Origin of the sequence: Mesorhizobium sp. M0184 (assembly GCF_040322215.1) — a bacterium.
Classification (GTDB): Bacteria; Pseudomonadota; Alphaproteobacteria; order Rhizobiales; family Rhizobiaceae; genus Mesorhizobium.
In genome coordinates this window covers 235,979-261,885 of record NZ_JAMYSZ010000001.1, presented here as the reverse complement: position 1 = coordinate 261,885, position 25,907 = coordinate 235,979, and the positions used below count along the sequence as shown (strand labels likewise).

Annotated in this window: 24 protein-coding genes; 12 read left to right on the top strand and 12 right to left on the bottom strand. The window is 63.3% G+C overall.

Translation table 11 applies throughout. The features are described 5' to 3' along the window. Nucleotides 1-181 precede the first annotated feature (181 nt). From NKJ23_RS01310 to NKJ23_RS01300, 3 genes are all read left to right on the top strand, one after another. Nucleotides 182-472: a hypothetical protein gene (locus NKJ23_RS01310; protein WP_198023576.1), complete on the top strand. Its 291-nt coding sequence runs from the start codon at nt 182-184 to the stop codon at nt 470-472. Between the two features lie 186 nt (nt 473-658). Further along, nucleotides 659-1,201, top strand: coding sequence for a hypoxanthine phosphoribosyltransferase (hpt, locus tag NKJ23_RS01305; RefSeq protein WP_023677924.1), 543 nt, complete (start codon nt 659-661; stop codon nt 1,199-1,201). A 174-nt stretch (nt 1,202-1,375) separates the two neighbouring features. Beyond that, on the top strand, nt 1,376-1,747 hold the full coding sequence (locus tag NKJ23_RS01300; RefSeq protein ID WP_352677755.1) for a response regulator: 372 nt from the start codon (nt 1,376-1,378) through the stop codon (nt 1,745-1,747). A gap of 18 nt (nt 1,748-1,765) precedes the next feature. Here the strand turns inward: NKJ23_RS01300 and NKJ23_RS01295 are convergent, their stop codons facing one another. Further along, nucleotides 1,766-2,716, bottom strand: a complete 951-nt coding sequence (locus tag NKJ23_RS01295) for a DMT family transporter (protein WP_352677754.1) — start codon at nt 2,714-2,716, stop codon at nt 1,766-1,768. A gap of 223 nt (nt 2,717-2,939) precedes the next feature. On the opposite strand from NKJ23_RS01295, the gene NKJ23_RS01290 reads away from it, so the two are divergent. Further along, complete coding sequence (locus NKJ23_RS01290) at nt 2,940-3,797, top strand: LysR substrate-binding domain-containing protein (RefSeq protein ID WP_352677752.1); 858 nt, start codon at nt 2,940-2,942, stop codon at nt 3,795-3,797. A gap of 72 nt (nt 3,798-3,869) precedes the next feature. On the opposite strand, the gene NKJ23_RS01285 is transcribed toward NKJ23_RS01290, so the two are convergent. Both NKJ23_RS01285 and NKJ23_RS01280 read right to left on the bottom strand, forming a co-directional pair. Further along, nucleotides 3,870-6,485 carry a TIGR02302 family protein gene (locus NKJ23_RS01285; RefSeq protein ID WP_352677750.1) on the bottom strand — a complete coding sequence of 872 codons (2,616 nt, stop codon included), beginning with the start codon at nt 6,483-6,485 and terminating at the stop codon, nt 3,870-3,872. Between the two features lie 212 nt (nt 6,486-6,697). After that, a complete protein-coding gene (locus tag NKJ23_RS01280) occupies nt 6,698-7,639 on the bottom strand; it encodes a threonine/serine dehydratase (protein WP_352570560.1) in 942 nt (313 codons plus the stop codon). Between the two features lie 63 nt (nt 7,640-7,702). Between NKJ23_RS01280 and NKJ23_RS01275 the strand changes: the two genes are divergently transcribed. Then, the gene (locus tag NKJ23_RS01275) at nt 7,703-8,005 is read left to right on the top strand and encodes an ArsR/SmtB family transcription factor (protein ID WP_352677748.1); all 303 of its coding nucleotides are present in this window, start codon (nt 7,703-7,705) and stop codon (nt 8,003-8,005) included. Between the two features lie 92 nt (nt 8,006-8,097). Here the strand turns inward: NKJ23_RS01275 and lysA are convergent, their stop codons facing one another. The 3 genes from lysA to argH form a co-directional block, all read right to left on the bottom strand. Further along, the gene (gene lysA / locus NKJ23_RS01270) at nt 8,098-9,366 is read right to left on the bottom strand and encodes a diaminopimelate decarboxylase (protein ID WP_352677746.1); all 1,269 of its coding nucleotides are present in this window, start codon (nt 9,364-9,366) and stop codon (nt 8,098-8,100) included. Between the two features lie 18 nt (nt 9,367-9,384). Beyond that, nucleotides 9,385-9,591: a hypothetical protein gene (locus tag NKJ23_RS01265; protein ID WP_023677931.1), complete on the bottom strand. Its 207-nt coding sequence runs from the start codon at nt 9,589-9,591 to the stop codon at nt 9,385-9,387. A gap of 71 nt (nt 9,592-9,662) precedes the next feature. Continuing rightward, a complete protein-coding gene (gene argH, locus NKJ23_RS01260) occupies nt 9,663-11,063 on the bottom strand; it encodes an argininosuccinate lyase (protein WP_352677745.1) in 1,401 nt (466 codons plus the stop codon). Nucleotides 11,064-11,098: 35 nt separating this feature from the next. Here argH and tlpA point away from each other — a divergent pair, with 35 nt between their 5' ends. Continuing rightward, complete coding sequence (gene tlpA / locus NKJ23_RS01255) at nt 11,099-11,782, top strand: thiol:disulfide interchange protein TlpA (protein ID WP_352677744.1); 684 nt, start codon at nt 11,099-11,101, stop codon at nt 11,780-11,782. Nucleotides 11,783-11,784: 2 nt separating this feature from the next. On the opposite strand, the gene NKJ23_RS01250 is transcribed toward tlpA, so the two are convergent. Beyond that, nucleotides 11,785-14,217: a bifunctional diguanylate cyclase/phosphodiesterase gene (locus NKJ23_RS01250; protein ID WP_352677742.1), complete on the bottom strand. Its 2,433-nt coding sequence runs from the start codon at nt 14,215-14,217 to the stop codon at nt 11,785-11,787. Nucleotides 14,218-14,512: 295 nt separating this feature from the next. On the opposite strand from NKJ23_RS01250, the gene ugpB reads away from it, so the two are divergent. The 4 genes from ugpB to ugpC all read left to right on the top strand — a co-directional run bounded on the left by ugpB (nt 14,513) and on the right by ugpC (nt 18,721). Next, nucleotides 14,513-15,823: a sn-glycerol-3-phosphate ABC transporter substrate-binding protein UgpB gene (gene ugpB / locus NKJ23_RS01245; RefSeq protein WP_352677741.1), complete on the top strand. Its 1,311-nt coding sequence runs from the start codon at nt 14,513-14,515 to the stop codon at nt 15,821-15,823. An 81-nt stretch (nt 15,824-15,904) separates the two neighbouring features. Further along, nucleotides 15,905-16,789, top strand: a complete 885-nt coding sequence (ugpA, locus tag NKJ23_RS01240) for a sn-glycerol-3-phosphate ABC transporter permease UgpA (RefSeq protein ID WP_352678081.1) — start codon at nt 15,905-15,907, stop codon at nt 16,787-16,789. An 8-nt stretch (nt 16,790-16,797) separates the two neighbouring features. Beyond that, nucleotides 16,798-17,646, top strand: coding sequence for a sn-glycerol-3-phosphate ABC transporter permease UgpE (gene ugpE / locus NKJ23_RS01235; protein ID WP_352570555.1), 849 nt, complete (start codon nt 16,798-16,800; stop codon nt 17,644-17,646). Nucleotides 17,647-17,653: 7 nt separating this feature from the next. Further along, complete coding sequence (gene ugpC / locus NKJ23_RS01230) at nt 17,654-18,721, top strand: sn-glycerol-3-phosphate ABC transporter ATP-binding protein UgpC (RefSeq protein ID WP_352677739.1); 1,068 nt, start codon at nt 17,654-17,656, stop codon at nt 18,719-18,721. A gap of 22 nt (nt 18,722-18,743) precedes the next feature. On the opposite strand, the gene NKJ23_RS01225 is transcribed toward ugpC, so the two are convergent. From NKJ23_RS01225 to NKJ23_RS01215, 3 genes are all read right to left on the bottom strand, one after another. Next, nucleotides 18,744-19,826 carry an ABC transporter ATP-binding protein gene (locus NKJ23_RS01225; protein ID WP_352677737.1) on the bottom strand — a complete coding sequence of 361 codons (1,083 nt, stop codon included), beginning with the start codon at nt 19,824-19,826 and terminating at the stop codon, nt 18,744-18,746. Then, complete coding sequence (locus NKJ23_RS01220; RefSeq protein WP_352577202.1) at nt 19,823-21,406, bottom strand: ABC transporter permease; 1,584 nt, start codon at nt 21,404-21,406, stop codon at nt 19,823-19,825. The genes NKJ23_RS01225 and NKJ23_RS01220 overlap by 4 nt, the downstream gene beginning before the upstream one ends. Nucleotides 21,407-21,575: 169 nt before the next feature. Continuing rightward, the gene (locus NKJ23_RS01215; protein WP_352452473.1) at nt 21,576-22,583 is read right to left on the bottom strand and encodes an iron ABC transporter substrate-binding protein; all 1,008 of its coding nucleotides are present in this window, start codon (nt 22,581-22,583) and stop codon (nt 21,576-21,578) included. 202 nt (nt 22,584-22,785) lie between these two features. Between NKJ23_RS01215 and NKJ23_RS01210 the strand changes: the two genes are divergently transcribed. Both NKJ23_RS01210 and NKJ23_RS01205 read left to right on the top strand, forming a co-directional pair. After that, the gene (locus NKJ23_RS01210; RefSeq protein ID WP_023677943.1) at nt 22,786-23,328 is read left to right on the top strand and encodes a sigma-70 family RNA polymerase sigma factor; all 543 of its coding nucleotides are present in this window, start codon (nt 22,786-22,788) and stop codon (nt 23,326-23,328) included. A 1-nt stretch (nt 23,329) separates the two neighbouring features. Beyond that, on the top strand, nt 23,330-23,968 hold the full coding sequence (locus NKJ23_RS01205) for an NrsF family protein (RefSeq protein ID WP_352677735.1): 639 nt from the start codon (nt 23,330-23,332) through the stop codon (nt 23,966-23,968). A gap of 8 nt (nt 23,969-23,976) precedes the next feature. Here the strand turns inward: NKJ23_RS01205 and NKJ23_RS01200 are convergent, their stop codons facing one another. Continuing rightward, entirely contained in the window at nt 23,977-24,855 is an 879-nt protein-coding gene (locus tag NKJ23_RS01200; RefSeq protein ID WP_023677945.1) for a 3-hydroxybutyryl-CoA dehydrogenase, read from the bottom strand. 114 nt (nt 24,856-24,969) lie between these two features. After that, nucleotides 24,970-25,899, bottom strand: a complete 930-nt coding sequence (locus tag NKJ23_RS01195; protein ID WP_352677733.1) for an electron transfer flavoprotein subunit alpha/FixB family protein — start codon at nt 25,897-25,899, stop codon at nt 24,970-24,972. Nucleotides 25,900-25,907 lie beyond the last annotated feature (8 nt).

The following is a 25,907-nucleotide window of genomic DNA, read 5'->3' as shown; positions in this document are numbered from 1 at the left end:
CATCGGCCGGCATGGTTAACCGACGGTTAATTTGGGGGCTTTTCGAGCGAGTCACAGGGGTTCCGGTGGGGAAGCGTTAACCATTTCCGTTTACCCAAAAGAAACGAACAGCGAACAGGTGCGGTAGTGTTGGGCCATGATGGCTGAGGGTCGAACCGCGCGCCCGGTTTCCGGCGAAATCATGACCGATCCGGCCGCCGAGCCGGAACGCATCATGCGCGACGTGACCGCCGAGGTCATCGATGCCGATTATGAGGTGCTGCCCCGCCATTTTACACGTCCAGACTTTGCGCCGCCGCCTGCGCGCATGATGTCCATGCCTTCGATCGAAGGCATGGACATGTTGCGCAAGCCCGAAGCCGCCGTCGAACGCCCATTGTGGGTGCATGGTGGGCCGATCTTCTGGATTGTTGGCGTCGGTGCCGCCTTTGCCGCCTTCTGGATTTCGGGCGGCCATGCGCTGGTTCGTTAGAGCGGCGCCAGAAAATCAACAGGTCACCAGATAAACGATCAGCGACGCGCTGCGGACACCCGACCGTTCGCGGGCGTCCTGCCAAAGATTTGCCCTTGCCAGCCGGCTCGACATGCCTAGAAACAGGTTGAAGACCGTTTTCGGTCGGCTTCGCCTACAAGGCGATCATTTCTGGAAGGGCAGCCAATGCCAGTTGTGCGCGGCAAGGACATCGAAGTCCTGTTTTCGGCGTCCGCCATCGCGCGGCGGAACCTGGAACTTGCCAAGGAGATCGCCGGGCACGACTACCACGACCTTCTGGTAATCTCGGTGCTGAAGGGATCGTTCATCTTCGCCGCCGATCTTATCCGTGCCATGCACGATGTCGGCCTGTCGCCGGAGGTCGAGTTCATCTTCATCTCCAGCTATGGCGCCGGCACGACCAGCGGTGAGGTGAGGGTGCTGCGCGACATCGACAACGAGGTCGCCGGTCGCGATGTGCTTTTGATCGATGACATTCTGGAATCCGGCAAGACGCTGAGTTTCACCCGCGACCTCATGCTGTCGCGCGGCGCGAGGAGCTGTGCCATCGCCGTGCTGCTCGACAAGCGCATGCGCCGCCAGACCACGCTCAACGCCGACTATGTCGGCTTCGACTGCCCCGATTATTTCGTCGTCGGTTATGGCATGGACGTCGCCCACGCGTTTCGCGAATTGCCCTTCGTCGGCGTCGTCAAGGGCGACGCTTGAGGCCTTTTGATAATTCTACTCCGGCGGCCACCTGCCGGTGCTCTCGGACTCGAACGTCCGCTCCGGTTCTCGAAAACCACGCCATCTGACTTGGCGGAGCGAATTCTGAAAAGGCCGCATCGACCTTCAGCGCCTTCAGGAAACATCAACTTTTCCCCGCCAAATATCCTGCCCATGGCAAAGCTCCTGATCGTCGAGGACGATGAATCCGTCCGCACTCTCGCCGCTCGCGCGCTCGAACGCGCCGGGCATAATGTCACTGTTGCCGCGGACGGCGCACATGGCCTTTCTCTGATCCGGGCGGCGCAAGGGAGCCATGATCTTGTGCTGTCCGACATCCGCATGCCGGAAATAGACGGCATCGAGATGGCCAAAGCGGCAGCGGCGCTGTTCCCGGCGATGAAGATCATGCTGATGACCGGCTATGCCGACCAGCGCGAGCGCGCCGAGGAATTGGACGGCATTATTCTCGACGTCGTGCAAAAGCCGTTCACGCTGGCTGAAATCCGCGCCCGCGTCGAACAGGCGCTCGCCTGCTTCGCCTAAGCCCAAGGCCGACCGCCTTCAGGCGGGGTCGCAGGTCGCCGCAATGGCTGGCGCGCCGCTCAGGCGCCGGCTGGCATTGAGCGCAAACAGGCCGGCGCCGATGATGAGGGCTGCGCCTGCCGCCGTCGCTGGTCGCGGCACTTCGGCAAAGAACAGAAAACCCCATAGCGGCGACCAGATGATACCGGTGTATTCGAAGGTGGCGACGCTGTTGGCGGGCGCCAGCCGGTAGGCCTGCGACAACAGGATCATGCCGGCCGAGGCAACGAAGCCGCATGCCCCCATCTTGAGGAGATCCGGCGTCGCCGGCCAGACCCATGGCCGGACGAGGAATTCGAGGCTCGGATGCACGGCGTGGTCAATGCCTGCCAGCCAAAACAATGCCGCCGCCAAGGCGGCGCCGACCAGATAGGCGCCGTTCTGATAGAAAGCCATGACAGTCGAGGATTCGGTGTCGCCGATCTTGCGTGCCATCAGCTGCGAGAAACCGTAGAGCAGAGCCGAACCTAGCGACAGCAGCGCTGCCCAGTCGAACAAGCCGGCGCCCGGGCGCACCATCACCAGCACGCCGAGCATGCCGACCAGGACGGTGGCGAGCGCCTGCCAGGACACGCGTTCGCCGAGATGGGGGCCGGCCAACGCCATGATGAACAGCGGCGCCATGAAATAGAGCGCCACCGCGTCAGCCAGCGGCAGGGCGGCGATTGCCAGGTAGTAGGCCGTATAGGAGGTGAACTGGATGAAGGCGCGCATCGTCAGCATGCCGAACCGCTTCGACAGGATCGCCTGCAATCCGACATCGGCGTGGACAAGGAAAACCAGGATCGGCAGGGCGACGATCGAGCGGATCGCCATCACCTCGGTGACCGGATAGTGGCTCGACACCGCCTTGACCAGCGGGTCCTGCAGCGAAAAGACCAGCACGCCGAGACAGAGGCTGAGGATGCCGAGCACAAGCCGATTCTGCATAGGCGCTCCTGTCTCCCGCGTGCGCGGCCGAAAGCAGGCCTGCATCCGGGTAAAAAGAACCCGCCACCGTTTCGGGCAGCGGGTACGAGTGAGGACTTTTGATTGGTCCGCAGCCGATTTCGCGGCCGCATATCCAATGGGTAAGGCGACTATCGTCCGCCGTTTGACATGTTGCAAACGAATTGGAATGATGCCAGCAATCAGATTTTCTTATGGCGGGCACATGCGACCCAATCTCGACAGCGACCTGTTGCGCACCTTCGTGGCGGTCGCCGACACCGGCAATTTCACCAAAGCGGCGGAGCGGGCCGGCCGCACCCAGTCGGCGGTCTCGATGCAGATGAAGAGGCTCGAAGGCATGATCGGCGACAGCCTGTTCGAGCGCGGGTCGCGCGGTGTAGCGTTGACGCAGCGCGGCGGCGAACTCATCGTCAACGCCAGGCGCATCGTTTCACTGCTCGACGAGACGGCGGCATCGATGGTCGCGGCGCCGCTTGGCGGGCCAGTGCGCATCGGTATCCCGGAGGAATATGGCCACGCGATCCTGTCGCGGGCACTCGGCGCCTTTGCCAAGCGCCATCCTCAGGTCGACATCACCGTCCGCTACGCGCATTCCGGTGCGCAGATCGCGGCGCTCGCCGCCGGCGAGCTCGATCTGGCGGTGGTGTTCGAATGGCAGGATCTGTCAGGCGGTGAGGTGCTGATGCATGACCCGACCGTATGGGTGACGTCGGAGCTGCATCACATGCATGAGGAGCGGCCGGTGCCGATCGCGCTCTACAACCGTGCCGGTTGGTGCAAGGATTTCGCTATAAAGTCGCTGGAACAGCGCGGTCTCGCCTATCGTGTCGCCTACACCAGCGATACCAATGGCGGCCTGCGGCTCGCCGTCACCTCCGGGTTGGCGATTGCGCCGATCTCGCGCAGCAACATCCCGGCCGGCTGCCGCGAGCTTACGGCCGCCGACGGGTTCGGCGACATCGATTCCTCGAACGTGGTGCTGCGGCGCAATCCGAACGCTTCCGGCGAGGCCATCGACGGCATGGAAGAGGCGATCCGCGAGGCGTTCACCAACCGTTAAAACGTGCCGCTCAGTCCGGCGGTGGCGGCCTCCACGGACCGCACGGCGATCTTCCGAATATTGGGGGCAGCCTTACTTCAGCTCCAGCAACCGCTCCAGATAGCTGCGCTCGATATCGGGGCTGAGTGCGTTGCCGAGCCGCTTGCGGATCGCTTCGAGGATCTGGCGGGCACGCTGCACATCGATCTCGTCAGGCACTCTCACCGAACTTCCGTCATCGGGACCCTCGCTGGTGCGGGGCCGCCCGAGCGGGTCACGGTCGGCATTCTGCTGGCGTCCGCCCTGCCCGTTGCCGCCCTGGTCGCCTTGCATCGCCTGCAGTTGCTTCATCATGTCCTTGGCGCCCCTGCGCAAGGCTTCCAATGCGCGGCCCTGGTGACCGACGGCCTGATCGCCTTCGCCCTCGCCGAGCGCCTGTTCGGCATTGCCCATGGATTTGCCGGCCTCGCCAAACCCCTCATTGGGGTCGAGGCCCATGCCTTCGAGGCTCTTCCTCAATTGATCGAGCTCGCCCTGCAGCTTGCCCTGGCCTTCCTGCAATTGCTTCAGCGCATCAGCAAATTCCTGCGGCGTCATCGGCTTCGGCCGGCCGAGCGGATCGCGGTCGTCACCCGGGCCGGGTTTGCCCTCTTCGCCCATCGGGCCTGGCTCACCGTTCTCGCCGAGCTGCTCGTCGCGGTTCTGCCCGCGCTGTTGCTGGCCGCGCTGCATCTGGTCCATACGGAAAGTGTCGTTCATCATCTCCTGCTGGCGCCGCATGATCTCGCCCAGCTTGTCCATCTGCTGGCGCATCTCGCTGTCTTGCTGGCCGCCTTGCTGCTGGCGGCCTGCCTGCAGATTGTTCATCATGTCCTGCAACTCGGACAGCAATTGCTGCGCCTGGTCGCGATTGCCGGATTTCGCCAGGTTCTCGATCTGGTCCATCATGCGGTCGATGTCGCTCTGGCGCAGTTCCTGACCGTTCTGCTGCATCTGTGGCGCATTCGGATTCTGCTGCGCCCGCGCCGCGAATTCCTGCAGGAACTGGTTCATCGCCTCGCGCAGTTCCTTCATCGCCTTCTCGATCTCTTGGTCGCTGGCGCCGTTCTTGATCGCATCCTGCAGCGCCTGCTGCGCCTGACGCAGCCGCTTCTCGGCCGCCGACAGATTGCCTTCCTCGATGCCGAGCGCGATCTCCCAGAGGTAAGCGACCTCGTCGCGCAACTGGTCGTCGCTGTCGGCCATCTTCAGCCGGGTGCGGGCGCTCATGATGGCGAGGTAGTGCGCCATGTTGTCGAACGTGTCTTCCGGCCTGAGCGTGATTGCATCCATCAGGTCGAGCACGCGGTCCTTGGCATAGGCGTCGAGCGCCAGTATGCGGCGCTGCTCGACCACAGCCCGCGCCAACGGGCTGGAGAATGGCCGCTCCGGCATCACCAGCGTCTTGGTTTCGCTGGTCGCCGTGTGTCCGGCACCGTCGGTGGCGACAAGCGACAGCTTGACGTTGCCACCTGCCCAGACATGGTCGGTCAGATCCTTCGTCGTCTTAGCGGCATTGGCCTTGCCGCCGCGGCGCGGCAACGTCAGCGGCATTTCCGGCGGGCCATAGAGCGGATGCGCGTTGGGCACTTGCGGATCGGCCAATGCGAAAACCGCCTTGGCGGAGGCCGCGCCATAGTCGTCGTCGATCTGGTAGTTGAGTTCGAAGGCGCCGTTGACGGCGCGCTTCGGCTCGCCGACAAAGCGGATCTGCGGCGGCTTGTCGGGAATTATGGCGAAGGCCCAGCGGCCGAGCTCGCCGTCGCTGGACTGCAGCGTCAGCGTGCCGTCGGCCGTTAACTTGCCGCTGAACTGGCGCACGGTGGAAGGCGTTGCCGGACTTGCCTCAGTCTTGGCGGCTTGCGGTCCGGTCGGATCGATGGCGCGGGTGTTGCCGCCGGTGTCGGCGTAGCTCAGAGTTTCCTCGCCCGAACCGCCGGTGACGCGCAGCGACACATCGCTGCCCTCCGGAACCGTGAAGGTCGGCGGCGCTTGAGTGGCGTTGTTGGCCAGGACCGGGGCGTTCAGGAATACCGGCGGCCTGCCGGTATAGGCCGGCGGCGTCACCCAGGCATCAATGCGCGGCGGCACGACGTCGCGGGCGGCACGGGCAACAAAACCGTCGCTCAGCCTGCCGCCCGATGGCCCGAAGGAGAAGGCAAAGGCAGTGACCAACAAAAGCGCGGCAACGGCGCGCAGCGCCCACGGGTCGCGTTCCGGCACGCGTGTGCGCGGCACGTCGCCGCCAAGCTCGCCCAGCTGGTCCGCCATGCGCCGCTGATGCTCGCGCCACAGGGCTTGCGAAAAAATGCTTTCCTTGCCGCTCGGGCGATCGGTCTGGACCTGCACCGGGCTGTGCAGCAATCGGTTGGCCGCCTCGATGCGGCGGTCGACCTCGGCACTGGATGGCGTGCGGAAGAAACGCAGTGGATAGAGTGCGGCAAGCGCTGCGACGCCGAATGCCGCGATAAGACCGATCCGCGCCAGATCGGGCAAAAATGGGAACAGGCCGAGCCACGAAATGCTGAGGAACAGGCTGGCGACGATGATCAGTGGCAGCAGCAATGGCCAGCCGCGTTCGACGATTATCGAGACCTGCGTCCCCAGCCGGCTCAAGGCAAGGCGCCTGGCCAGACTGCGATCGCTGGTGAAAATGGGTCGTTGTGTCATCGGCCCTTCCTGGCCGGGCGGGATAGCCCAGGCCTCACGAGTCTATCGCATGGGCCCGAAAAGTCGATTTTCGGGAAGCACGATGCGAAGACCTAAAATCTTAGCGCGTACTTCGTGCGTCCAAGCGGATGCACATCGCCCCAAGGATACCAACAAACACGGCGAAGGCGAGGCGGTTCCCCAAAACGTGAACAATAATGCCCCGGATATTGTCAGAATTTCGCCGGATTGGAGTTTGCGCCGCAGACCAGTACGGCAACGCGCTCGCCTGCAGCCGGTGCGTAGCGGCCGGACAGGAGCGCCGCGAAGGCGGCCGCACCGCCCGGCTCGGAGATGATTCGCACGCGGTCCCACAGCGCCGCCTGGGCGGCGATAATGTCGTCGTCGCCGACCAGGATCGAGCGCTCGACGAATGCCTCGGCGATAGGAAACATCATTTCGCCGACACGCTTTGGCGCGAGCGAATCGGCGGCGATGCCCTCAGCCGGCGCGTCGACGGGTCGGCCCGCCTCGAAGGCGCGATGAAGCGTCGGCGCACCCTCCGGCTCGACCGCGATTATCCTGATGCGGCCGGAAAACCAGGCAGCGATGCCGCCGATCAGCCCGCCGCCGCCGACGGCGACCAGCAGGGTGTCGAGCTTCGGCAGGTCGGCCTCGATCTCGAGGCCGAGCGTGCCTTGCCCGACCAGCGTCTCCTCCTGGTTGAAGGCGTGGATCTGCAGCGCGCCGGATTTTTCGGCGAAGCTCTCGCTGGCGGCCAGCGCCTCGGCATAACGGGCGCCGCCGACGATCAGCTCGGCGCCGTAGCCGCGGATGCGGTCCAGCTTGGCCTGCGGGCTCACTTCGGGAACAAAGATGGTCGCCTTGTGGCCGAGTCGCATGGCGGCATAGGCGACGGCGGCGCCGTGATTGCCGCCCGACGCGGCGACGACGCCGGCCGCAGGAACCGGCCGTTCGAGGAGATTGGTGAACGCACCACGCGCCTTGAACGAGCCGGAATGCTGCAAGCACTCAAGCTTCAGGTCGACAGGCAGAGGCGGGCGGCCGAAATCGGCCATGTCGACGCGTAGCACCGGCGTGTGGCGCACGAAGGGCCGGATGCGGGGTTCTATCGCCGCAATGCGCTCGCGTGTGATCGTGTGGCCGTGCAGCATGCTTTCACTCCCAGAATTGACATTCAGAGTTGACATTACTTAGTAACTTGGCAAAGTGCCTAAATGCAAGAGGTCGATGTCTTCAAAGCAATCGCCAACGAGCGCAGGCTGCAGATCCTCGATTGGCTGAAGGACCCGCGCGCGCATTTTCCGCCGCAGGCGGACGGCGATCTGGTCGAGGACGGCGTCTGCGCGCTGCTGATCGCGGAAAAGCTGGGGATCACCCAGGCAACGCTCAGCGAGCATATGCGCGTGCTCACCCAGACAGGGCTTTTGCGTAGCAAGCGCATCAAGCAGTGGATATTCTATCGCCGGAACGAAGACAGGATCGCCGAAACCAGGGCGCTCATTCAGCACCGGCTGTAGCGCTCAGGTATCTATTTTTGTTTGACCATGATCGGTTCCGAAAACCGGTTTCCACTTTTCGCTGACGCGGACCTTCGGTTCGGGATCATGGTCTACTCCAACCAGTCCGGCACCGAATCCAGTCCGATCAGCTGGTCATAGGTCTGGCGCGGGCGCACAACGTGGAAGCGGTCGCCGTCGACCAGCACTTCCGGTACCAGCAGCCTGGTATTGTAGGTGCCGGCCTGAACGGCGCCATAGGCGCCGGCGGTGGAGACAGCGATCAGGTCGCCGGATTGCAGCCGGGGCAGGTCACGGTCGAGCCCGAGATAGTCGCCGGTCTCGCAAACCGGGCCGACGACGTCGACCTTCATGCGTGGTGCAGCGGCCGGCTGCTGCGCCACCGGCTTGATGTCGTGGAAAGCGTCGTAAAGCGTCGGCCGGATCAGATCGTTCATCGCGGCGTCGACGACGAGGAAGTTCTTGGCGTCGCCCTCCTTCACGAAGATCACCTGCGAGACCAGGATGCCGGCATTGCCGACGATCAGCCGGCCTGGCTCGAACATCACTTTCAGCCCAAGTTTGGCAACATGCTTCCTGACGATCCGGGCATAGGCATCGGGCAAAGGCGGCGGGTTGTTGTCGACGCGGTAGGGAATGCCAAGGCCGCCGCCGACATCGATGTGCTCGATGGCATGACCGTCGGAGCGCAAGGCGCCGACCAGCTCCACCAGCAGCGCAAAGGCGTCGTCGAAGGGCTGCAATTCGGTGATCTGGCTGCCGATATGGGTGTCTATGCCGGTGACCTTGATGCCCGGCAGCTCAGCCGCGCGCGCATAGACCTTCCGCGCATGCTGCCACGGAATGCCGAATTTGTTCTCGGCCTTCCCAGTCGAAATCTTCTTGTGCGTCCTGGCGTCGACATCCGGATTGATGCGCAGCGAGATCGGCGCGATCTTGCCCAGCGCGGTGGCGCGGGCCGACAGCAGCTCCAGCTCCGGTTCGGATTCGACGTTGAAACAGAGAATGCCGGCCGAGAGCGCAAAATCCATTTCGCGCGCGGTCTTGCCGACGCCCGAAAACAGGATCTTGCTTGCCGGGATGCCGGCCGCCAAAGCGCGGCGCAATTCGCCCTCCGAGACCACGTCGGCGCCGGCGCCGAGCCTTGCCAGCACCCTCAGCACGGCCTGGTTGGAATTCGCCTTCATGGCATAGCAGACGAGAGCATCGAGCCCGGCAAAGGCCTCGGTGAAGACGCGAAAATGCCTGGTCAGCGTCGCCGTCGAATAACAGTAGAACGGCGTGCCGACGCTGGCGGCGATGTCTGATATCGCCACGTCCTCGGCATGCAGCGCGCCGTCGCGGTAGTCAAAATGGTTCACGAGATTGGTCCGAAAAAATCAGAGCAGCGGGTCGAGGATGAATTTCTTGTCCTCGACAGGTTTTTCCGGCTCCGGCGGCAAAGGTTGCTTGGCCTTCTCGGCGTCCTTGCGGGCCTGCACGGCTGCCGCGTACGGCGTGTCGAGCGCAGCCTTCCTGCCGCAGGCCGCAACGGTGGCCATTGCCGCCAGCAGTGTCAGCGTCACCAAAATCCTGCTTCCGGTCATCGTGCCATCCGTCCGAAACTGTTGCCCGCAGCCGCTTCTAGCCGAGTTTTGCGGCCATTGCACCCCGCGTCTTACGCCTTGGCGAGCCGCTTTTTCCAGTAGCGGATCTGCTTGCGCACCTCGGACGGCGCGGTGCCGCCGAAGCTCGTGCGGCTCTTTACAGAATTCTGCACGGCAAGAACCGAAAACACGTCGGCGCTGATACCGGGGTGAATGGACTGCAGATCCTCCAGCGAAAGCCTGTCGAGCCCGATCTTCCTGTCCTCGGCCAGCGCCACCGCCCGGCCAGTGATATGGTGCGCCTCGCGGAACGGCAGGCCGAGCGTGCGCACCAGCCAGTCGGCGAGGTCGGTCGCAGTCGAATAGCCGGCGCCAGCCGCCTTTTTCATCGCGGCAGTGTTCACCGTCATGTCGCGCACCATGCCGGTCATTGCCGCCAGCATCAGGTCGAGCGTCTCGGCCGCGTCGAAGACGGATTCCTTGTCTTCCTGCATGTCCTTGCCATAGGTCAGCGGCATGCCCTTCATTACCGTCAGCAGGCCGACGAGATGGCCGGTGACGCGGCCGGTCTTGCCGCGCACCAGTTCGGCAGCGTCCGGGTTCTTCTTCTGCGGCATGATCGACGAACCCGTCGAGAAACTATCCGATAGCCTGACGAAGCCGAATTGCGGCGTCGACCAGATGATGATCTCTTCGGCCAGCCGCGACAGATGCGTCGCGCAGATCGCCGCCAAGCCCAGGAACTCGAGCGCGAAATCGCGGTCCGAAACACTGTCGAGCGAATTGCGCATCGGCTCGCGGAAGCCAAGCGCCTTCGCCGTCTGGTGCCGGTCGATGGAAAAGCTGGTGCCGGCAAGGGCGGCGGCGCCGAGCGGGCTTTCATCCATCCGCTCAATCGCATCGCGGACGCGAGACAGGTCGCGTGCAAACATCTCGACATAAGCCATGCAGTGGTGGCCGAAGGTCACCGGCTGCGCCGCCTGCATGTGGGTGAAGCCCGGCATCACCGTTGCCGCATGCTCCTCGGCCCGATCCAGGAACGCCGTGATCAGGCCCTTCAGCGCCTCGGCGACACGAAAGCATTCGTCCTTGACCCACAGCCTGAGGTCGACCGCCACCTGGTCGTTGCGCGAGCGGGCGGTATGCAGGCGGCCGGCGGCGGGGCCGATCAAATCGGCCAGACGGGCCTCGACATTCATGTGGATGTCTTCCAGCCTGCTCGAGAACTCGAATGTGCCGGCCTCGATCTCTGCGAGGATCGTGTTCAGCCCGTGAGCGATTTTTTCTTGATCGGCCGCCGAAATAATGCCCGTTTGCGCCAGCATCTGGCTATGGGCGATCGAGCCGCGAATATCCTGCGCATAGAGTTTGCGGTCGAACGAGATCGACGCGTTGATCGCTTCCATGATTGCGGCCGGACCCGAGGCAAAACGTCCGCCCCACATCTGGTTGCTGGCCTTCTTGTCGTTCATCGCTATAACCCGTGCTCCGGAGCAGTTTTTCAAAAATGGCAGACGGCAATAGATTTTTCCCGGCTTTGCGTCTCATCCTCGCCGCTTTGGTTGCGGGCGTGCTGGCCGGCGCGGTCGCGGTATATGTCAGGGAAAGCAGTTCTGGCAACAAGGCGCCCGCGCAAGTGGCCGCCGGCGGCGGCAAGGACGACGTCGCCTGCGCCGCCAAGAACGACCGTGCCAAGAAGATCGCCGCCGCTGCCACCGGCCAGGTTGCCGCGCTTTTGCCGGCGGATCCGCCGCAATCGCTGAAAAGCCTTGCCTTCAACGGCCCCGACGGCAAGCCGACAACGATCGCCGATCATGCCGACAAGACGGTGCTGCTCAATCTGTGGGCGACATGGTGCGCACCTTGCCGCGCCGAAATGCCGGCGCTCGATGCGCTGCAGAAGGAGATGGGCAGCGATGCGTTTCAGGTTGTTGCCGTCAACGTCGATGCCGGCGACGATGCCAAACCGAGGAAGTTCCTGGAGGACACCGGCGTCAAGTCGCTCGGCCACTATCGCGATGCCACGATGGCGCTGTTCAACGACGTCAAGACGCGCGGCCTGGCGCTCGGTCTGCCGGTCACCATGCTGATCGATGGGCAAGGCTGCCTGATCGCCCATATGAATGGCCCGGCCGAATGGTCGGGGCCGGATGCCAAGCGTCTGGTCGAGGCGGCGCTTCAGCCGGGATAGGCTCAGACCGTGCGCAGGCGCGGCTTGAGCACGGCAATGCTTGCGCCGCGTCGGCTGGCGGTGCGGATTGCCGGAGCGGCCACGCCCGTCAGTTCCCCGAATGTCTCGATCGGAGCCGGTTTGCCGAGGTAGTAGCCTTGCCCGATCTCGCAAGCCTCGGCGTCCAGGAACTGCAATTCACCCGGCGTCTCGATGCCTTCTGCCAGAACCGGTAGGCCGAGACCGCGTCCAAGCCCCAGCACGGCGCGAACGATCGCCGCGAACTGGGCGTTCTTGTCGACCGATTTGATGAACGACCCGTCGATCTTGATCTTGTCGAAGGGAAAGGCGCTGAGGTTGGACAGCGAAGAATAGCCGGTGCCAAAATCGTCCATCGCCACATGCACGCCAAGCGCCTTGACCTGCCTCAAGGTTGCCAGCGCGCGCGGCATGTCCTTCACCAGGGCCGTTTCGGTGATCTCCAGTTCGAGCCTGCCGGGGGCCAGGCCGGATCTCGTCAACGCGTCGTGCACCTTGCGGCTGAAGTTCGGATTGTGAAGTTGCACGGCGGAGACGTTGACGGCGACCATCAGCGGGTTTGTCCAGCGAACAGCATCGTTACAAGCCGTCGTCAGCACCCAGTCGCCGATCTGCGCGATAGCGCCACTGTCCTCGGCCACGGGGATGAAAACGGCCGGAGAAATGTCACCCCGCTCAGGGTGCTGCCAACGGACCAGGGCTTCGAAGCCGATCATCCTGCCGCCGCGGATCTCCTTCTGCGGCTGATAGACGAGGTGGAACTCCTTGCGGGCGATCGCCTGGCGCAATTCATGCTCCATCACGCGCTTGTCGCGGGCCGCGGTGCCCATGGCTATCTCGAAAAACCGATAAGTGTCCCTGCCTTCGGTTTTGGCGCGATGGAGTGCCGTGTCGGCATGGCTGATCAGGCCGGCCTGGTCTTCGGCATCCAGCGGAAAGAAGGCGATGCCGATGCTGGCCGAGACGAGGCCGGAGCCGACCGAAACCCTGTTTTCCTCCCGGATCGCCGCCAGCAAGTCCTCGGCTATCCGGCCTGCGGCCAGGGGGTCGGGGAGGTTCGGAGCTATGATGGCAAATTCATCGCCGCCGAGACGCGCGAGCATCTGTCCGTGGCGCGGGATGCCGGAAATGCAGTGCGCCAGCTTCTGCAGCATAGCATCGCCGGCCCCGTGGCCATAGAGGTCGTTGACTTGCTTGAACCGGTCAAGGTCAAGCAGCAGGAGCGCCAGATGTCCATCCTTGCCGCCACGATCCATCGAGGCGAATTCTGCTTCCAGCCGGGAAGAAAAGCTCCGCCGATTGGCAAGCCCGGTAAGCGGATCGAAATGCGCGAGGCGGAGGATCTCTTGTTCTGCCTTCTTGCGCTCACGGATGTCGCGAACGGCAAGCACCGTATGGGGCCTGCCGCAGTAGGTGATTTTCCTGGCGATCAGCTCGACAGGAATTCTCGCCCCGTCGCTGCCCCTTAACTTCGCTTCCTGCGCCTGTTCGCCGAAGCCGGACATATCGGCTGCGCTCTGTCCGTCGAAAAGCTCGCCGAATTGCATCGTGTTCAGGGTGGCTGTCGCTGTTCCGGTCAGCCTCGCCATACTGTCATTGGCGCTGACAATGCGGGTGCCATCGCAAACGATCAGACCTTCCACCGCCGCATTGGCGAGATCGTGCATGCGATCGGCCTCGAGCTTCTGGCGGCGAAAGCGCAGGTCGATCCACAGCGCGGCACCCGATAGCACAAGGATTATCAGGCTGGCGACCGCTGCGGCAAAGGCCTGGGAAATGGGCTCGATGGAATGTTCGGATATTTCAATCGAGGAATCCGGAATGATCGACACCGCAGCCATCGCGATGAAATGCAAGCTGCAAATCGCCAGCGTCAAAAGCGCGGCGCCGCCGAAAGTCGCGAGCGCTGACGGACGGCGCAAGACGACAAGGAGCGCCAGTGCCGCGAGGGTCACGCCGGCCAGAAGCGATATCGCGACAAGGAGCAGGTTCCATACGACCCGGCCTTCGACCTCGAAAGCTGCCATGCCGATGTAGTGCATCGTCGCGATGGCGCCGCCCAGAATGGCGCCACCGACGAGGAAATGGTCGATGCCGCGGCGCAAGGTGGCGACCCACATCCCAAGCGCGGTCATGATAACGGCGGCGGCAAGCGAAAAGGCGGATAATCCCGGATTGTATGCGTTCGGTATTCCCGGCGTAAACGCGGTCATGGCGATGAAATGCGTCGCCCATATGCCGAACCCGGTCGAGGCCGCGGCGATCATCAGCCAGACAAGCCGGTTTCGCTCGGTCGATCGGCCGACATGCTTAAGGAGATTAACCGCTGAGAAGCAAGAAATTCCACAGATGAGTGCGGCAAGCGCAACCAGTCTCGGATCGTGCTGACTTACAATACAATTATAGACCGTCAGCATCCTGGTTCACTCGGTCTGCCAAAACTAACAGGGGAGGTGTGACTGATTAGCTCTTGGAGATTTTAACGAATGGTTAACCCGCGGGCCATGAGGCGGGTCTTTTCGGGGGAAACCGACGCCGCTGCGCCGAAAAGACGGTGATGTGATTTCTGGCGCCCGGTTTCGGTAGCGAGTGCACTTTAGGAAGGAATGATGTTCATTGATCCGCAATAAAACCGTTGTCCGATTGTCATCAGCGCCACATATTGGCTTTGCGGAAGTGCCCCTTTCGCCAATGACAAACGGGAGATGAAACATGAAGTTCTTCGGCTTTGCGGCCGGTATCGCCGCCACCGTGACCCTGCTTTCCACCACCTCCGCCTTCGCCGTCACGCAGATCAGCTGGTGGCACGCCATGACCGGCGCCAACGCCGAGGTCGTCGGCAAGATCTCCAAGGATTTCAACGCCAGCCAGAGCGACTATGAGCTCGTTCCGGTGTTCAAGGGCACCTATCCGGAGACGCTGAATGCCGGCATCGCTGCCTTTCGTGCCGGGCAAGCGCCCGACATCCTCCAGGTGTTCGACGTCGGCACCGGCGTGATGATGGCGGCCGAGGGTGCGATAAAGCCGGTGGCCGATGTGATGACCGGGGCCGGGATGACTTTCGACAAGAGCCAGTATCTGCCCGGCATCGTCGGCTATTATTCGAAGCCGGACGGCACCATGCTATCGTTCCCCTACAACTCTTCCTCGCCGATCCTCTACTACAACAAGGACATCTTCCAGAAGGCAGGCCTCGACGTGAACAATCCGCCCAAGACGTGGAACGAGGTGTGGGAAGCTGCCAAGAAGATCAAGACGAGCGGCGCCGCCCCTTGCGGCTATACCTCGACCTGGCTGACCTGGATCCACCTGGAGAATTTCGCGGCGTGGAATGACGTGCCTTGGGCCACCCAGCAGAATGGCCTGGCTGGAGGTGATGTCGAACTCAAGATCAATGCGCCGATTTTCGTCAACCACTTCCAGGCGGTCGCTGACCTGGCCAAGGACGGCACATTCAAATATGGCGGGCGCACCTCCGAAGCCAAGCAGATATTCCTCGCCGGCGAATGCGGCATCTTCACCGAATCGTCGGGCGGCCTCGGCGATATCGTCAAGTCCGGCATGAACTATGGCATCGGCCAGCTTCCTTACGACAGTGACGCCAAGGGTGCCCCGCAGAACACGACGCCGGGCGGTGCCAGCCTCTGGGTGTTCGGCAACAAGTCGGACGAGGAATACAAGGGTGTCGCCGCCTTCTTTGCCTATCTGTCCAAGACCGATGTGCAGGAATATCTGCACCAGAAGTCGGGATACCTGCCTGTGACGCTCGCCGCGTATGAGGCGACGAAGAAATCAGGCTTCTATGACAAGAACCCCGGCCGCGAGACACCCATCCTGCAGATGATCGGCAAGTCGCCGACCGACAATTCGAAGGGCGTGCGCCTGCCGAATCTGCCGCAGGTGCGCGATATCCAGAACGAGGAGCTGGAGAAGATGCTGGCCGGCCAGCAAACCGCCCAGCAGGCACTCGACAATGCGGTTGCGCGCGGCAACGCGGCGATCAAGGAAGCGCTGGAGAACTGACGGGATTATCTCGGTTAGTCGGTTGGAATATCGCCCGCGCGAGCTCGCGTGGGCGATACCTGGATAGCGAGGGAAATCAGCCTGTCTCCACGCGTCGTCTTTCCCAACAAGATCCTGCCCTACCTGCTGGTGGCGCCACAACTCGCCATCACCCTGGTTTTCTTCTACTGGCCGGCCGGTCAGGCGCTTTACCAGTCGATGCTCAGGCAAGACCCGTTCGGGCTGAAGAGCAGGTTCGTCTGGTTTGCCAATTTCCGGAAGGTGCTGGCCGATCCGGCCTACCTCAACTCGATCAAGGTCACAGTAGTGTTCTCTCTTGCGACCGCGATCGTTGCCATGGTTGTGGCCCTGCTGCTCGCGGTCATGGCCGAGAAGGCCGTGCGCGGCAAAGGCCTCTACCGCACACTGTTGATATGGCCTTACGCCGTGGCGCCGGCGATTGCCGGCATGCTTTGGCTTTTCCTGTTCAATCCCTCGATCGGCTCGTTGGCCTATTTGCTGAGAAGCCTCGGCATCGTATGGGACCCGCTGCTCAACGGCACCCACGCCATGATCCTGCTGGTGTCGGCTGCTGCCTGGAAGCAGATCAGCTACAACTTCCTGTTCTTCGTCGCCGGCCTGCAGGCGGTGCCGAAAACGCTGATCGAAGCGGCGGCCATGGACGGCGCCGGCGAAACCAAGCGCTTCTGGACCATCGTCTTCCCGCTGCTTGCGCCGACAAGCTTTTTCCTGCTGGTCGTCAACACCGTCTATGCCCTGTTCGACACGTTCGGCATCGTTCATGCCGTCACCGGCGGCGGGCCGGGCAAGACGACCGAGACGCTGGTCTACAAGGTCTACAATGACGGCTTCGTCAATCTGATCCTGGGCGATTCGGCGGCGCAGTCGGTCATCCTGATGGCCATCGTCATTGCGCTCACAGCGATCCAGTTCCGCTATGTGGAACGCAAAGTCCATTACGGCTGAGGGCAGCGATGATCGGCCAGTCCCCGCTCCGCACCTTCATCGCCCATGCCGTGCTCATCCTCGGCATATTGATCGTGGCTTTTCCGATCTACTACACCTTCGTTGCCTCGACGCACACGCTGCAAACGATCCTCAGGCCGCCCCTGCCGCTCTTGCCCGGCGGCCAGCTATGGAACAATTACAGCGAGGCGCTGTTCGGCGGCATCGGTCGTATCGGCGGGGTCAGCGTCGGCAGGCTGCTCCTCAACACCACGATCATGGCGCTCGGCGTTGCGGTGGGAAAGATCTTCATCTCGATCCTGTCGGCCTACGCGATCGTGTTCTTTCGCTTTCCGCTGCGCATGACCTTCTTCTGGCTGATCTTCATCACCTTGATGCTTCCAGTCGAGGTGCGCATCCTTCCGACCTACAAGGTGATGGTCGATCTCGGCATGATCGACACCTATGCCGGCCTGATCGTCCCGCTGATCGCCTCGGCCACCGCAACGCTGCTGTTTCGCCAGTTCTTCATGACCATACCGGGCGAATTGGTCGAGGCGGCGCGTGTCGACGGTGCCGGGCCATGGCGCTTCTTTTTCGATATTCTGGTGCCGCTGTCGCGGACAAACATCGCCGCGCTGTTCGTGATCCTCTTCATCTATGGCTGGACGCAGTATCTTTGGCCGCTGCTCGTCACCAACAGCAACGACATGAACACCATCGTCATCGCGCTGAGAAAGATGGTTTCCTTCGCCGATGCCGACACCCAATGGCACCTGGTGATGGTCACGGCAATGCTGGCCATCGTGCCGCCGATCCTGGTGGTCGTGCTGATGCAACGCTGGTTCGTGCGCGGTCTGGTCGAATCCGAAAAGTGAGAAGCCGATGGCGACCGTGGATCTGAAGGATGTCAGGAAAATCTATCCCAGCGGCGTCGAGGCCGTGAAGGGCGTTTCCATCGCCATTCCCGACAAGGAGCTTTGCGTGCTGGTCGGCCCCTCCGGCTGCGGCAAGTCTACGCTGCTGAGGATGATCGCCGGGCTGGAGACGATTTCTGCCGGTACAGTCGCCATCGACGGCAAGGTGGTCAACCCCATTGGCCCGACCGAGCGCGACATCGCCATGGTGTTCCAGAACTACGCGCTCTACCCACATATGAAGGTCTATGACAACATGGCCTATGGCCTGCGCAACCGCGGCACGCCGAATGACGAGATCGACAGCAGGGTACGCTCGACTGCCAAGGTGCTGGAGCTTTCGGCGCTGCTCGACCGGCGCCCGCGCGAGCTTTCCGGCGGTCAGCGCCAACGCGTCGCCATGGGTCGCGCCATCGTGCGCAACCCGAAGGTCTTCCTGTTCGACGAACCGCTGTCCAACCTCGATGCGAAATTGCGCGGGCAGATGCGCATCGAGATCAAGAATCTGCAGCGCTCGCTTGGCGTCACCTCGGTTTATGTCACGCACGACCAGCTTGAGGCGATGACGCTGGCCGACATCCTCGTCGTCATGAACGCCGGCCTGGTCGAGCAGACCGGCGCGCCGCTTGATGTGTACGAAAAACCGGCTTCGACCTTCGTCGCCTCGTTCATAGGCGCACCGCCGATGAATCTGCTGGCGCTCACAGGGGCCTCCCCAAGCTCGGTATTGGCGGACGGTACTGTGATTGGCTTGGCGCCTCGACAGGGCAAGGCAGTGACACTAGGCTTTCGTCCGGAGGACGCCGACATCACCTTCGCGGCAGAGGCGCCGGCCGGCGCGCTCGCGCTGCCGGCAACAGTGGAAGCGGTCGAACCGGTCGGTGCCGAAAGCTTTCTCCATTGCGTGGCAGCCGGCAGCCGCATCGTGGTGCGCGTCTCAGGCCGCGCCAGCGCCAAGCCAGGCGACCAATTGCGCGTCGTGGCCAGGTCCGAAAAGCTGCATTGGTTCGATCAGGCGGGCAAACGGGTCGATTGAAGTCGGCCTTGCGCAAAACCGTTCAGCCAAACACATGCGCCTTGCCCGACACGGTCAGCCGGACGATCTCGCCGATCGCCGGCGCGTCCATGCCCGGCTTGCGCAGGATCAATGGCGTGTTGCCGATGGCGGCAGCGTCGGGCGGATCGGGGCTGTTCAACAGACGCACCGCGATGGTGCACATCGAGCCGGCGAACTCCGATTCCGTCACCTCGCCGAACAGCATGTCCGGCGTGCCGGACATGCCTTCACGCGATGTGCGTTTCAGCAACACCTGCTCCGGCCGCAGCATGATGCGGGCGACGTCGCGCCGCTCCGAGCTGTCGACAGCGATGCGGCCGAGCGGCGAGATGGCGAAGCCATCGGCGATCCTTGCCGGCAGGACGATGGCGTCGCCAAGGAACTCGGCGACCATCCTGTCCTTCGGCTTGAAATAGAGCTCGCGCGGCGTGCCGACCTGCGAGAATTTGCCGTCGCGCATCACCGCGACCTGGCTGGCGAATGACAGCGCCTCGGCCTGGTCGTGGGTGACCAGGATGGTGGTGATGCCGGCGGTTTCAAGGAGCTCGGCCACGGCCTTTCGCATCGAGGCGCGCAGGCCGGTGTCGAGCGCCGAGAACGGCTCGTCGAGCAGCATCAGCCGCGGCTTCATGGCCATGGCGCGGGCGAGCGCGACGCGCTGCTGCTGGCCACCGGAGAGTTCGTGCGGCCGGCGCTTCAGGATACCTTTGTCCAGCCCGACGACATAGGCGAGCTCGGCGATGCGCTCACTGCGCTTTTCCTCGTGACGCCCCATGCCGAAGCCGATATTGGCGGCGATGCTCAGATGCGGGAATAGAGCGCCGTCCTGCGCCACCAGCCCGATGCCGCGGCGATGCGCCGGCACGGCCGTGTCGCCATCGGCCAGCACCTCGCCATCGAGCACGATGCGGCCCTGGTCCGGCGCCTCGAAGCCGGCGATCAGCCGCAGCAACGTGGTCTTGCCGCAACCGGACGGCCCGACGATTGCCGTACGGCTGCCGCTGGCCACGCTGAGGTCGACGCCGGCAAGTGCTGCGACGGGCCCGTAGTGCTTGTGGATGCCGCTCAGCTCGAGAAAGCTCATCGCCCGGCCATCCGCTTCGACTGGACGTAGAGCAACCAAGTCAAAGGCAGCGACATCGCCACCATGATCAGGGCATAAGGCGCCGCCGACGCATAGTCGATCTCGCCGCTATAGGACCAGAACGCCATGGCCAGCGTGCGGGTGCCGTTGGGCGCCAGCATCTGGGTTGCGGTCAATTCGTTCATGATACCCAGCGCGACCAACGCCATGCCGGCTGCGGCGCCCGGCGCCGACAGGCGGATGGTCGTCGACCACAGCGCCTTGAGCGGCGACCGGCCGAGGCTGGAGGCGGCGCGTTCGAGCTCGACTGGCGCCTGTGCGATCGACGCCCTGAGGCTAATCAGGGCGCGCGGCAGGAACATCAGCGCATAGGCGACCAGGATGGTGAACAGGGTCTGGTAGAGCGGCATGGCGATACGCACTGCGATGGTGACCAGCGCCAGGGCGATGACAACGCCGGGCAACGCGCCGACGATATAGTTGCAGCCCTCCAGGACGCGTTGCAGCCGCCCCGGCGCGCGGATCGAAATCCACGCCATCGGCATTGCCGCGACGGTGGCGAGCAGCGCGCCGGCAATTGCTAGGAACAGCGTTTGGCCAAGCGCCAGGCCGATCTCGTCGAGCCGCCAGACATCGGCGCCGCCGGCCATGAGCCAGCGGCCGATAGTGGCGAACGGCACGCCGAGCGCCAGCAGCGTGGTAATGGCAGGCAGCAGCAGGCAAGGAATGGTGGCGCGCCCAAGGCCCGTGCGCTGCTGCTGGCGCGCAGCACCTGAACCGACGCGGGCATAGCGCTCCTCGCCGCGCACCAGCACCTCCAGCCCGAGCAGCACAAGGCAGCAGGTCACCAGCACGCCGGCCAGCATGTTGGCGGCGGGACCGTTGAAGGTCGACTGGAACTGGTCGACGATCGCGGTGGTGAAGGTGTCGAAGCGGATGAAGACATAGAGCCCGTATTCGGCCAGGAGATGCAGGCCGACCAGCAGGGAGCCGCCGCAAATGGCGAGCCGGAGCTGCGGCAGCACGACGCGCCTGAACACACGCCACGGGCCGAGACCAAGGGCTGCCGCTGCATCCTCGAGAGCGGGATCGAGCCGGCGCAATGCCGCCGCCACCGGCAGATAAAGGAAGGGGAAATAGGCGATGACCGACACAAGCACGCCGGCCCACAGGCCGTGCAGTCTGGGCACCATGGTGACCCAGGCGTAACTGTGGACGAAGGCCGGAATGGCGAGCGGCGCCACCGACAGCCAGGCCCATAGGCGGGCACCCGGCAGATCGCTGCGCTCGGTCAGCCAGGCCAGCATGACCGACAGCACGATCGAGATCGGCACCGCCAACACCACCAGCAGGCTGGTGTTGACCAGAAGTTCGCCGACGCGCGGCCTGAACACCAGCGCCGCCACCGTTTCCCAGCCGGTCTGCACCGCCACCCAGACGATGAAGGCAAGCGGCAGCAGCGCGAAAAGCGAGACAAAGACGGCAGCCAACGCAATCCATGAGACCGACCAACGACGTGCCCGCACGGCCGTGGCGTCGGCCGGCAAGCCTGGGCGTGCGAGATCGATCGCGGATTGCATCAGATCAGACGTTGCGCCAGCTCCGCCCGGAGGCGGAAACGATCGGCGGCGGATAATCTCGCGGGTAGCTTGTGGTCATAGGCAAATGCCATCTTGAAAACAGAGCGCTCCTGTGGAAAGCGAATTCCCACAGGAGCGCAGTCGGTTGCCCTTTTAGGACGAACGCCGGCTAAAGCAAGCCGGCCGCCGTCATCAGGTCGGTCACCTTTTTCGAGTTCAGCGTCGTCGGGTCGACTTTCGGCGCCTGCAGATCGGCCAGCGGCACCAGCTTCGGATTGGACTCGGCGCCCTTGCCGACTGCGTATTCGAACGAATCGCCTGTTTTCAGCACGTCCTGGCCGCCATTGCCGGTGACCCATTTCAGGAAAGCCTGCGCTTCCTTCGGGTGCTTGCTCGAGGCCAGCACGCCGCCGCCGGAAATCGAGACGAAAGCACCGGGATCCTGATGCTTGAAATAGTGCAACTCGACGTTCTTGCTGTTCTCGCCGGTCTTGGCCTGATCGCCGTAGTAGTAATAGTGATAGATCACGCCGCCTTCGACCTCGCCGGCATTGACCGCCTTCATCACCGTGCTGTTGCCCTTATAGGCGGTAAAATTCTCCTTCATCGCCTTCAGCCATTCGGCCGTCGCCGCCTCACCCTTGAGCTGCAGAAGCGCGCTGACGATCGCCTGGAAATCGGCGCCGGAGGGCGAAGCGGCCCAGCGGCCCTTCCAGCTCGGATCGGCGAGATCGAGCAGCGATTTGGGCAGCTGGTCGGCGCTCAGCTTGGTCTTGTTGTAGGCAAAGACGGTGCTGCGCGCGGCGACGCCGACCCATTTGCCGCTCGCCGGCTGGTACTCCTGCGGAACCTGGGCCAACGTCTCGGTGTCGACCGGTGCGAACAGGCCGGCCGCCTCGACCAATGCCATGGCCGGCGAATTCTCCGTCAGGAATACATCGGCGGGCGAAGCGGTGCCTTCCGCAACGATCTGATTGGAGAAATCGCTGTCGCCGCCATTGCGGACGGTAACCTTGATGCCGGTTTCCTTGGTGAATCCCTCCGCCCAGGCCTTGGTCAGGTTTTCGTGCTGGGCGTTGTAGACGACGATGCCCTCGTCCTCTGCTATTGCCGGGCCGGCGATCAGGCTGATTGCAAGTGCTGTCGCACCGGCAAGGGCGGAAAGAGCATATTTCATGGCGTCGTCCTCGATTTCGATGGTCTTTGGCTTGGCACGCTGCACCTACCAATACTTGACTGGTGCAGTCAACATTGCTGGCCCACTCAATCGCTCAAAAGGAGCAAACTTTCGTGATGCTCAGCTAATTTGCCTTGGACATTATTTCGCCGGCCCCGTAACAAATCAGCGCCGAGACGCGAATATCGGGGAGTGAACTCTTGTGAGCGGCAAGGACGAAGCCGAGCTTTCACGGCTGCTGCGGGCCGCGATCGCCGGAGACGAAAGGGCCTATGCCGACTTTCTGCACCGGATCGCCGCGCTCGTTCGTGGCTTTGCCCGGCGCAAGATCGTGCAGGGCGGGGTGGATCCCGAGGATGTCGTGCAGGAAACCTTGCTGGCCATTCATGTGAAACGACACACCTGGCGCCATGATGCGCCGGTGCTGCCTTGGGTCTATGCAATAGCCCGCTTCAAGCTGATCGATGCGTTCCGGCGGCGCGGTCGGCGGATCGAGATCGAGATCGACGAAATCGCCGAGACCTTTGCCGAGCCGGAATCGGAGACGGTGAGCGAGCGCGACGTCAACCGGGCGCTCGACAGCCTGCCGCCGGCACAGCGTTCCGTCGTCTCGGCCGTATCGGTCGAAGGCCGGTCAATCGGTGAGACCGCGGCCAAATTCGGCATCAGCGAGACGGCTGTGCGGGTGTCACTGCACCGCGGGCTTGCCGCCATTGCCAAACGGTTCAGGGCGGGGCGGGAATAACATGAGGACCAAAGATTTCATCAAGGCGCTCGACGCCGATGCCCGCAGCAGGGCGCTGCCGCTAGGCACCGCCTGGTGGCTTGCCGCCGGCGCGGCCATCGTGATCGCGGCCGCGGTTTTCTGGCTGACGATCGGCCCGCGCCCCGACATTGCGATCGCCATGCACACGATGCGGTTCCTGTCCAAATTCGTCTTCACGATTGCTCTTGCCGCCAGCGCCTTTGTCCTGGTGCGTGGGCTGTCGACGCCCGGTGCATCGACCGGCCGGGCGGTGAGCTGGATGGTCGCCGCGCCGCTGCTGGTGATTGTGGCTGTGATTCTCGAACTCTTCGCCGTGCCTGCGTCCGACTGGGGCACGCGCCTGGTCGGCACGAACATGGTCATCTGCTTGACCTTCATTCCGTTGATCGGGATCGGCCCGCTTGCCGTCTTTCTCGCGGTGCTGCGCCATGGCGCGCCGACAAGGCCGGTGCTTGCCGGTGCGGCCGCGGGCCTGCTTGCCGGCGGGCTGGCGGCGACCTTCTATGCGGCGCATTGCTTCGACGATTCGCCGCTTTTCGTCGGCACCTGGTATACGATCGCGGTCGCCATCCTTGCCGTGCTCGGGGCGCTCGGCGGACGACTTTTTGTGCGCTGGTAGCGAGGCGATCAGCGTGTCGGAACGGGATGCTCGCCGCGATAGTCGTAGAAGCCGCGCCCGGTCTTGCGGCCGAGCCAGCCGGCCTCGACATATTTGACCAGCAGCGGGCAGGGGCGGTATTTCGAATCCGACAGCCCGTCATGCAGCACCTGCATGATCGACAGGCAGGTATCGAGCCCGATGAAATCGGCAAGCTGCAGCGGCCCCATCGGATGGTTGGCGCCGAGCTTCATGGCGGTATCGATGGCGTCGACCGAGCCGACACCTTCATAGAGCGTGTAGATCGCCTCGTTGATCATCGGCAGCAGGATGCGGTTGACGATGAAGGCCGGGAAATCCTCCGAGACGGTGATCGTCTTGTCGAGCTGCTTCACATAGGTTTTTGCCGCCTCGAAGGTCTGGTCCTCGGTGGCGATGCCGCGCACCAGTTCGACCAGCTTCATCACCGGAACCGGATTCATGAAATGTATGCCGATGAAGCGTTCCGGCCGGTCGGTCTGCGAAGCCAGCCGTGTGATCGAGATCGATGACGTGTTCGTCGCCAGGATGGCCTCGGGGTTGAGCTGCGGGCAGAGCTGGGCATAGATCTTGCGCTTGACCGTCTCGTCCTCGGTCGCTGCTTCGATCACCAGATCGGCGCCCGCAAGGTCGGCCATGGCCGGTGCCGCCGAAATGCGCGCCATCGCCTCATTGCGCAGCTTTTCCTCGAGTTTGCCGGAGCCGACCTGACGGGCCATGTTGCCGCTGATCGTAGCGATGCCCTTTTCGATGCGGTCGGGCGAAATATCGTAAACCAGCACCTTATAGCCCGCCAGCGCCGACACATGGGCGATGCCGCCACCCATCTGGCCCGCGCCGATGATGCCGATCGTCTCGATCTTGCTCATTACCCGATCCCGTCGAGGCCTTTGCGGCCCGTTTTTTGTGCAGTGCAAACTAAAAGGGCGGGGCGACTTCGTCTACCCCACCCCTCAGAATTTAATACGCTTTGGCAGAAGGCGTCAAAGCGCCTTTTGCAGTTCCGGCAGAATGACGAAGAGATCGCCGACGAGACCGTAGTCGGCGACCTGGAAGATCGGCGCTTCCTCGTCCTTGTTGATGGCAACGATCACCTTCGAATCCTTCATGCCGGCAAGGTGCTGGATGGCACCGGAGATGCCGACGGCAATATAAAGGTCGGGCGCTACCACCTTGCCGGTCTGGCCGACCTGCCAGTCGTTCGGCGCATAGCCGGCATCGACGGCGGCGCGAGATGCGCCAACCGCCGCACCGAGCTTGTCGGCGACCGGCAGGATGACCTCCTGGAACTTCTCGGAGGAGCCCAGCGCACGGCCGCCCGAGATGATGATCTTGGCCGAGGTCAGCTCTGGACGGTCGGTCTCGGAGAGCTTGTTCTCGACAAAGCTCGACAGGCCGGGATTGGCCGCCGCCTGGACCGTCTCGACCGGCGCGGAACCGCCCTCGGGCGCTGCCTGGAAGGAAGCGGTACGCACCGTGATGACCTTCTTGGCGTCACTGGACTGCACCGTCTGGATGGCGTTGCCGGCATAGATCGGCCGCTTGAAGGTGTCGGGCGACACGACTTCGATGATTTCAGATATCTGGGCGACATCGAGCAGCGCCGCCACGCGGGGCGCGACGTTCTTGCCCGACGAGGTCGCCGGCGCGATGATCGTCTCGTATGGCTCAGCAAGCGAAACGACGAGTGCCGCCAGCGGTTCGGCGAGACGCTCGGTCAGTTCGTCGGCGTCGGCGAGCAGCACCTTGGTGACGCCCTTGAGCTTGGCGGCGGCGTCCGCTGCCGGCTTGGCACCTTTGCCGGCAACCAGCACATGCACGTCCGAAGCGATCTGCAGCGCCGCCGAAAGCGCCTTGGCGGTCTGGTCGGAAAGCGCAGCGTTGTCGTGTTCGGCAATCAGAAGAATTGTCATTTTTTATC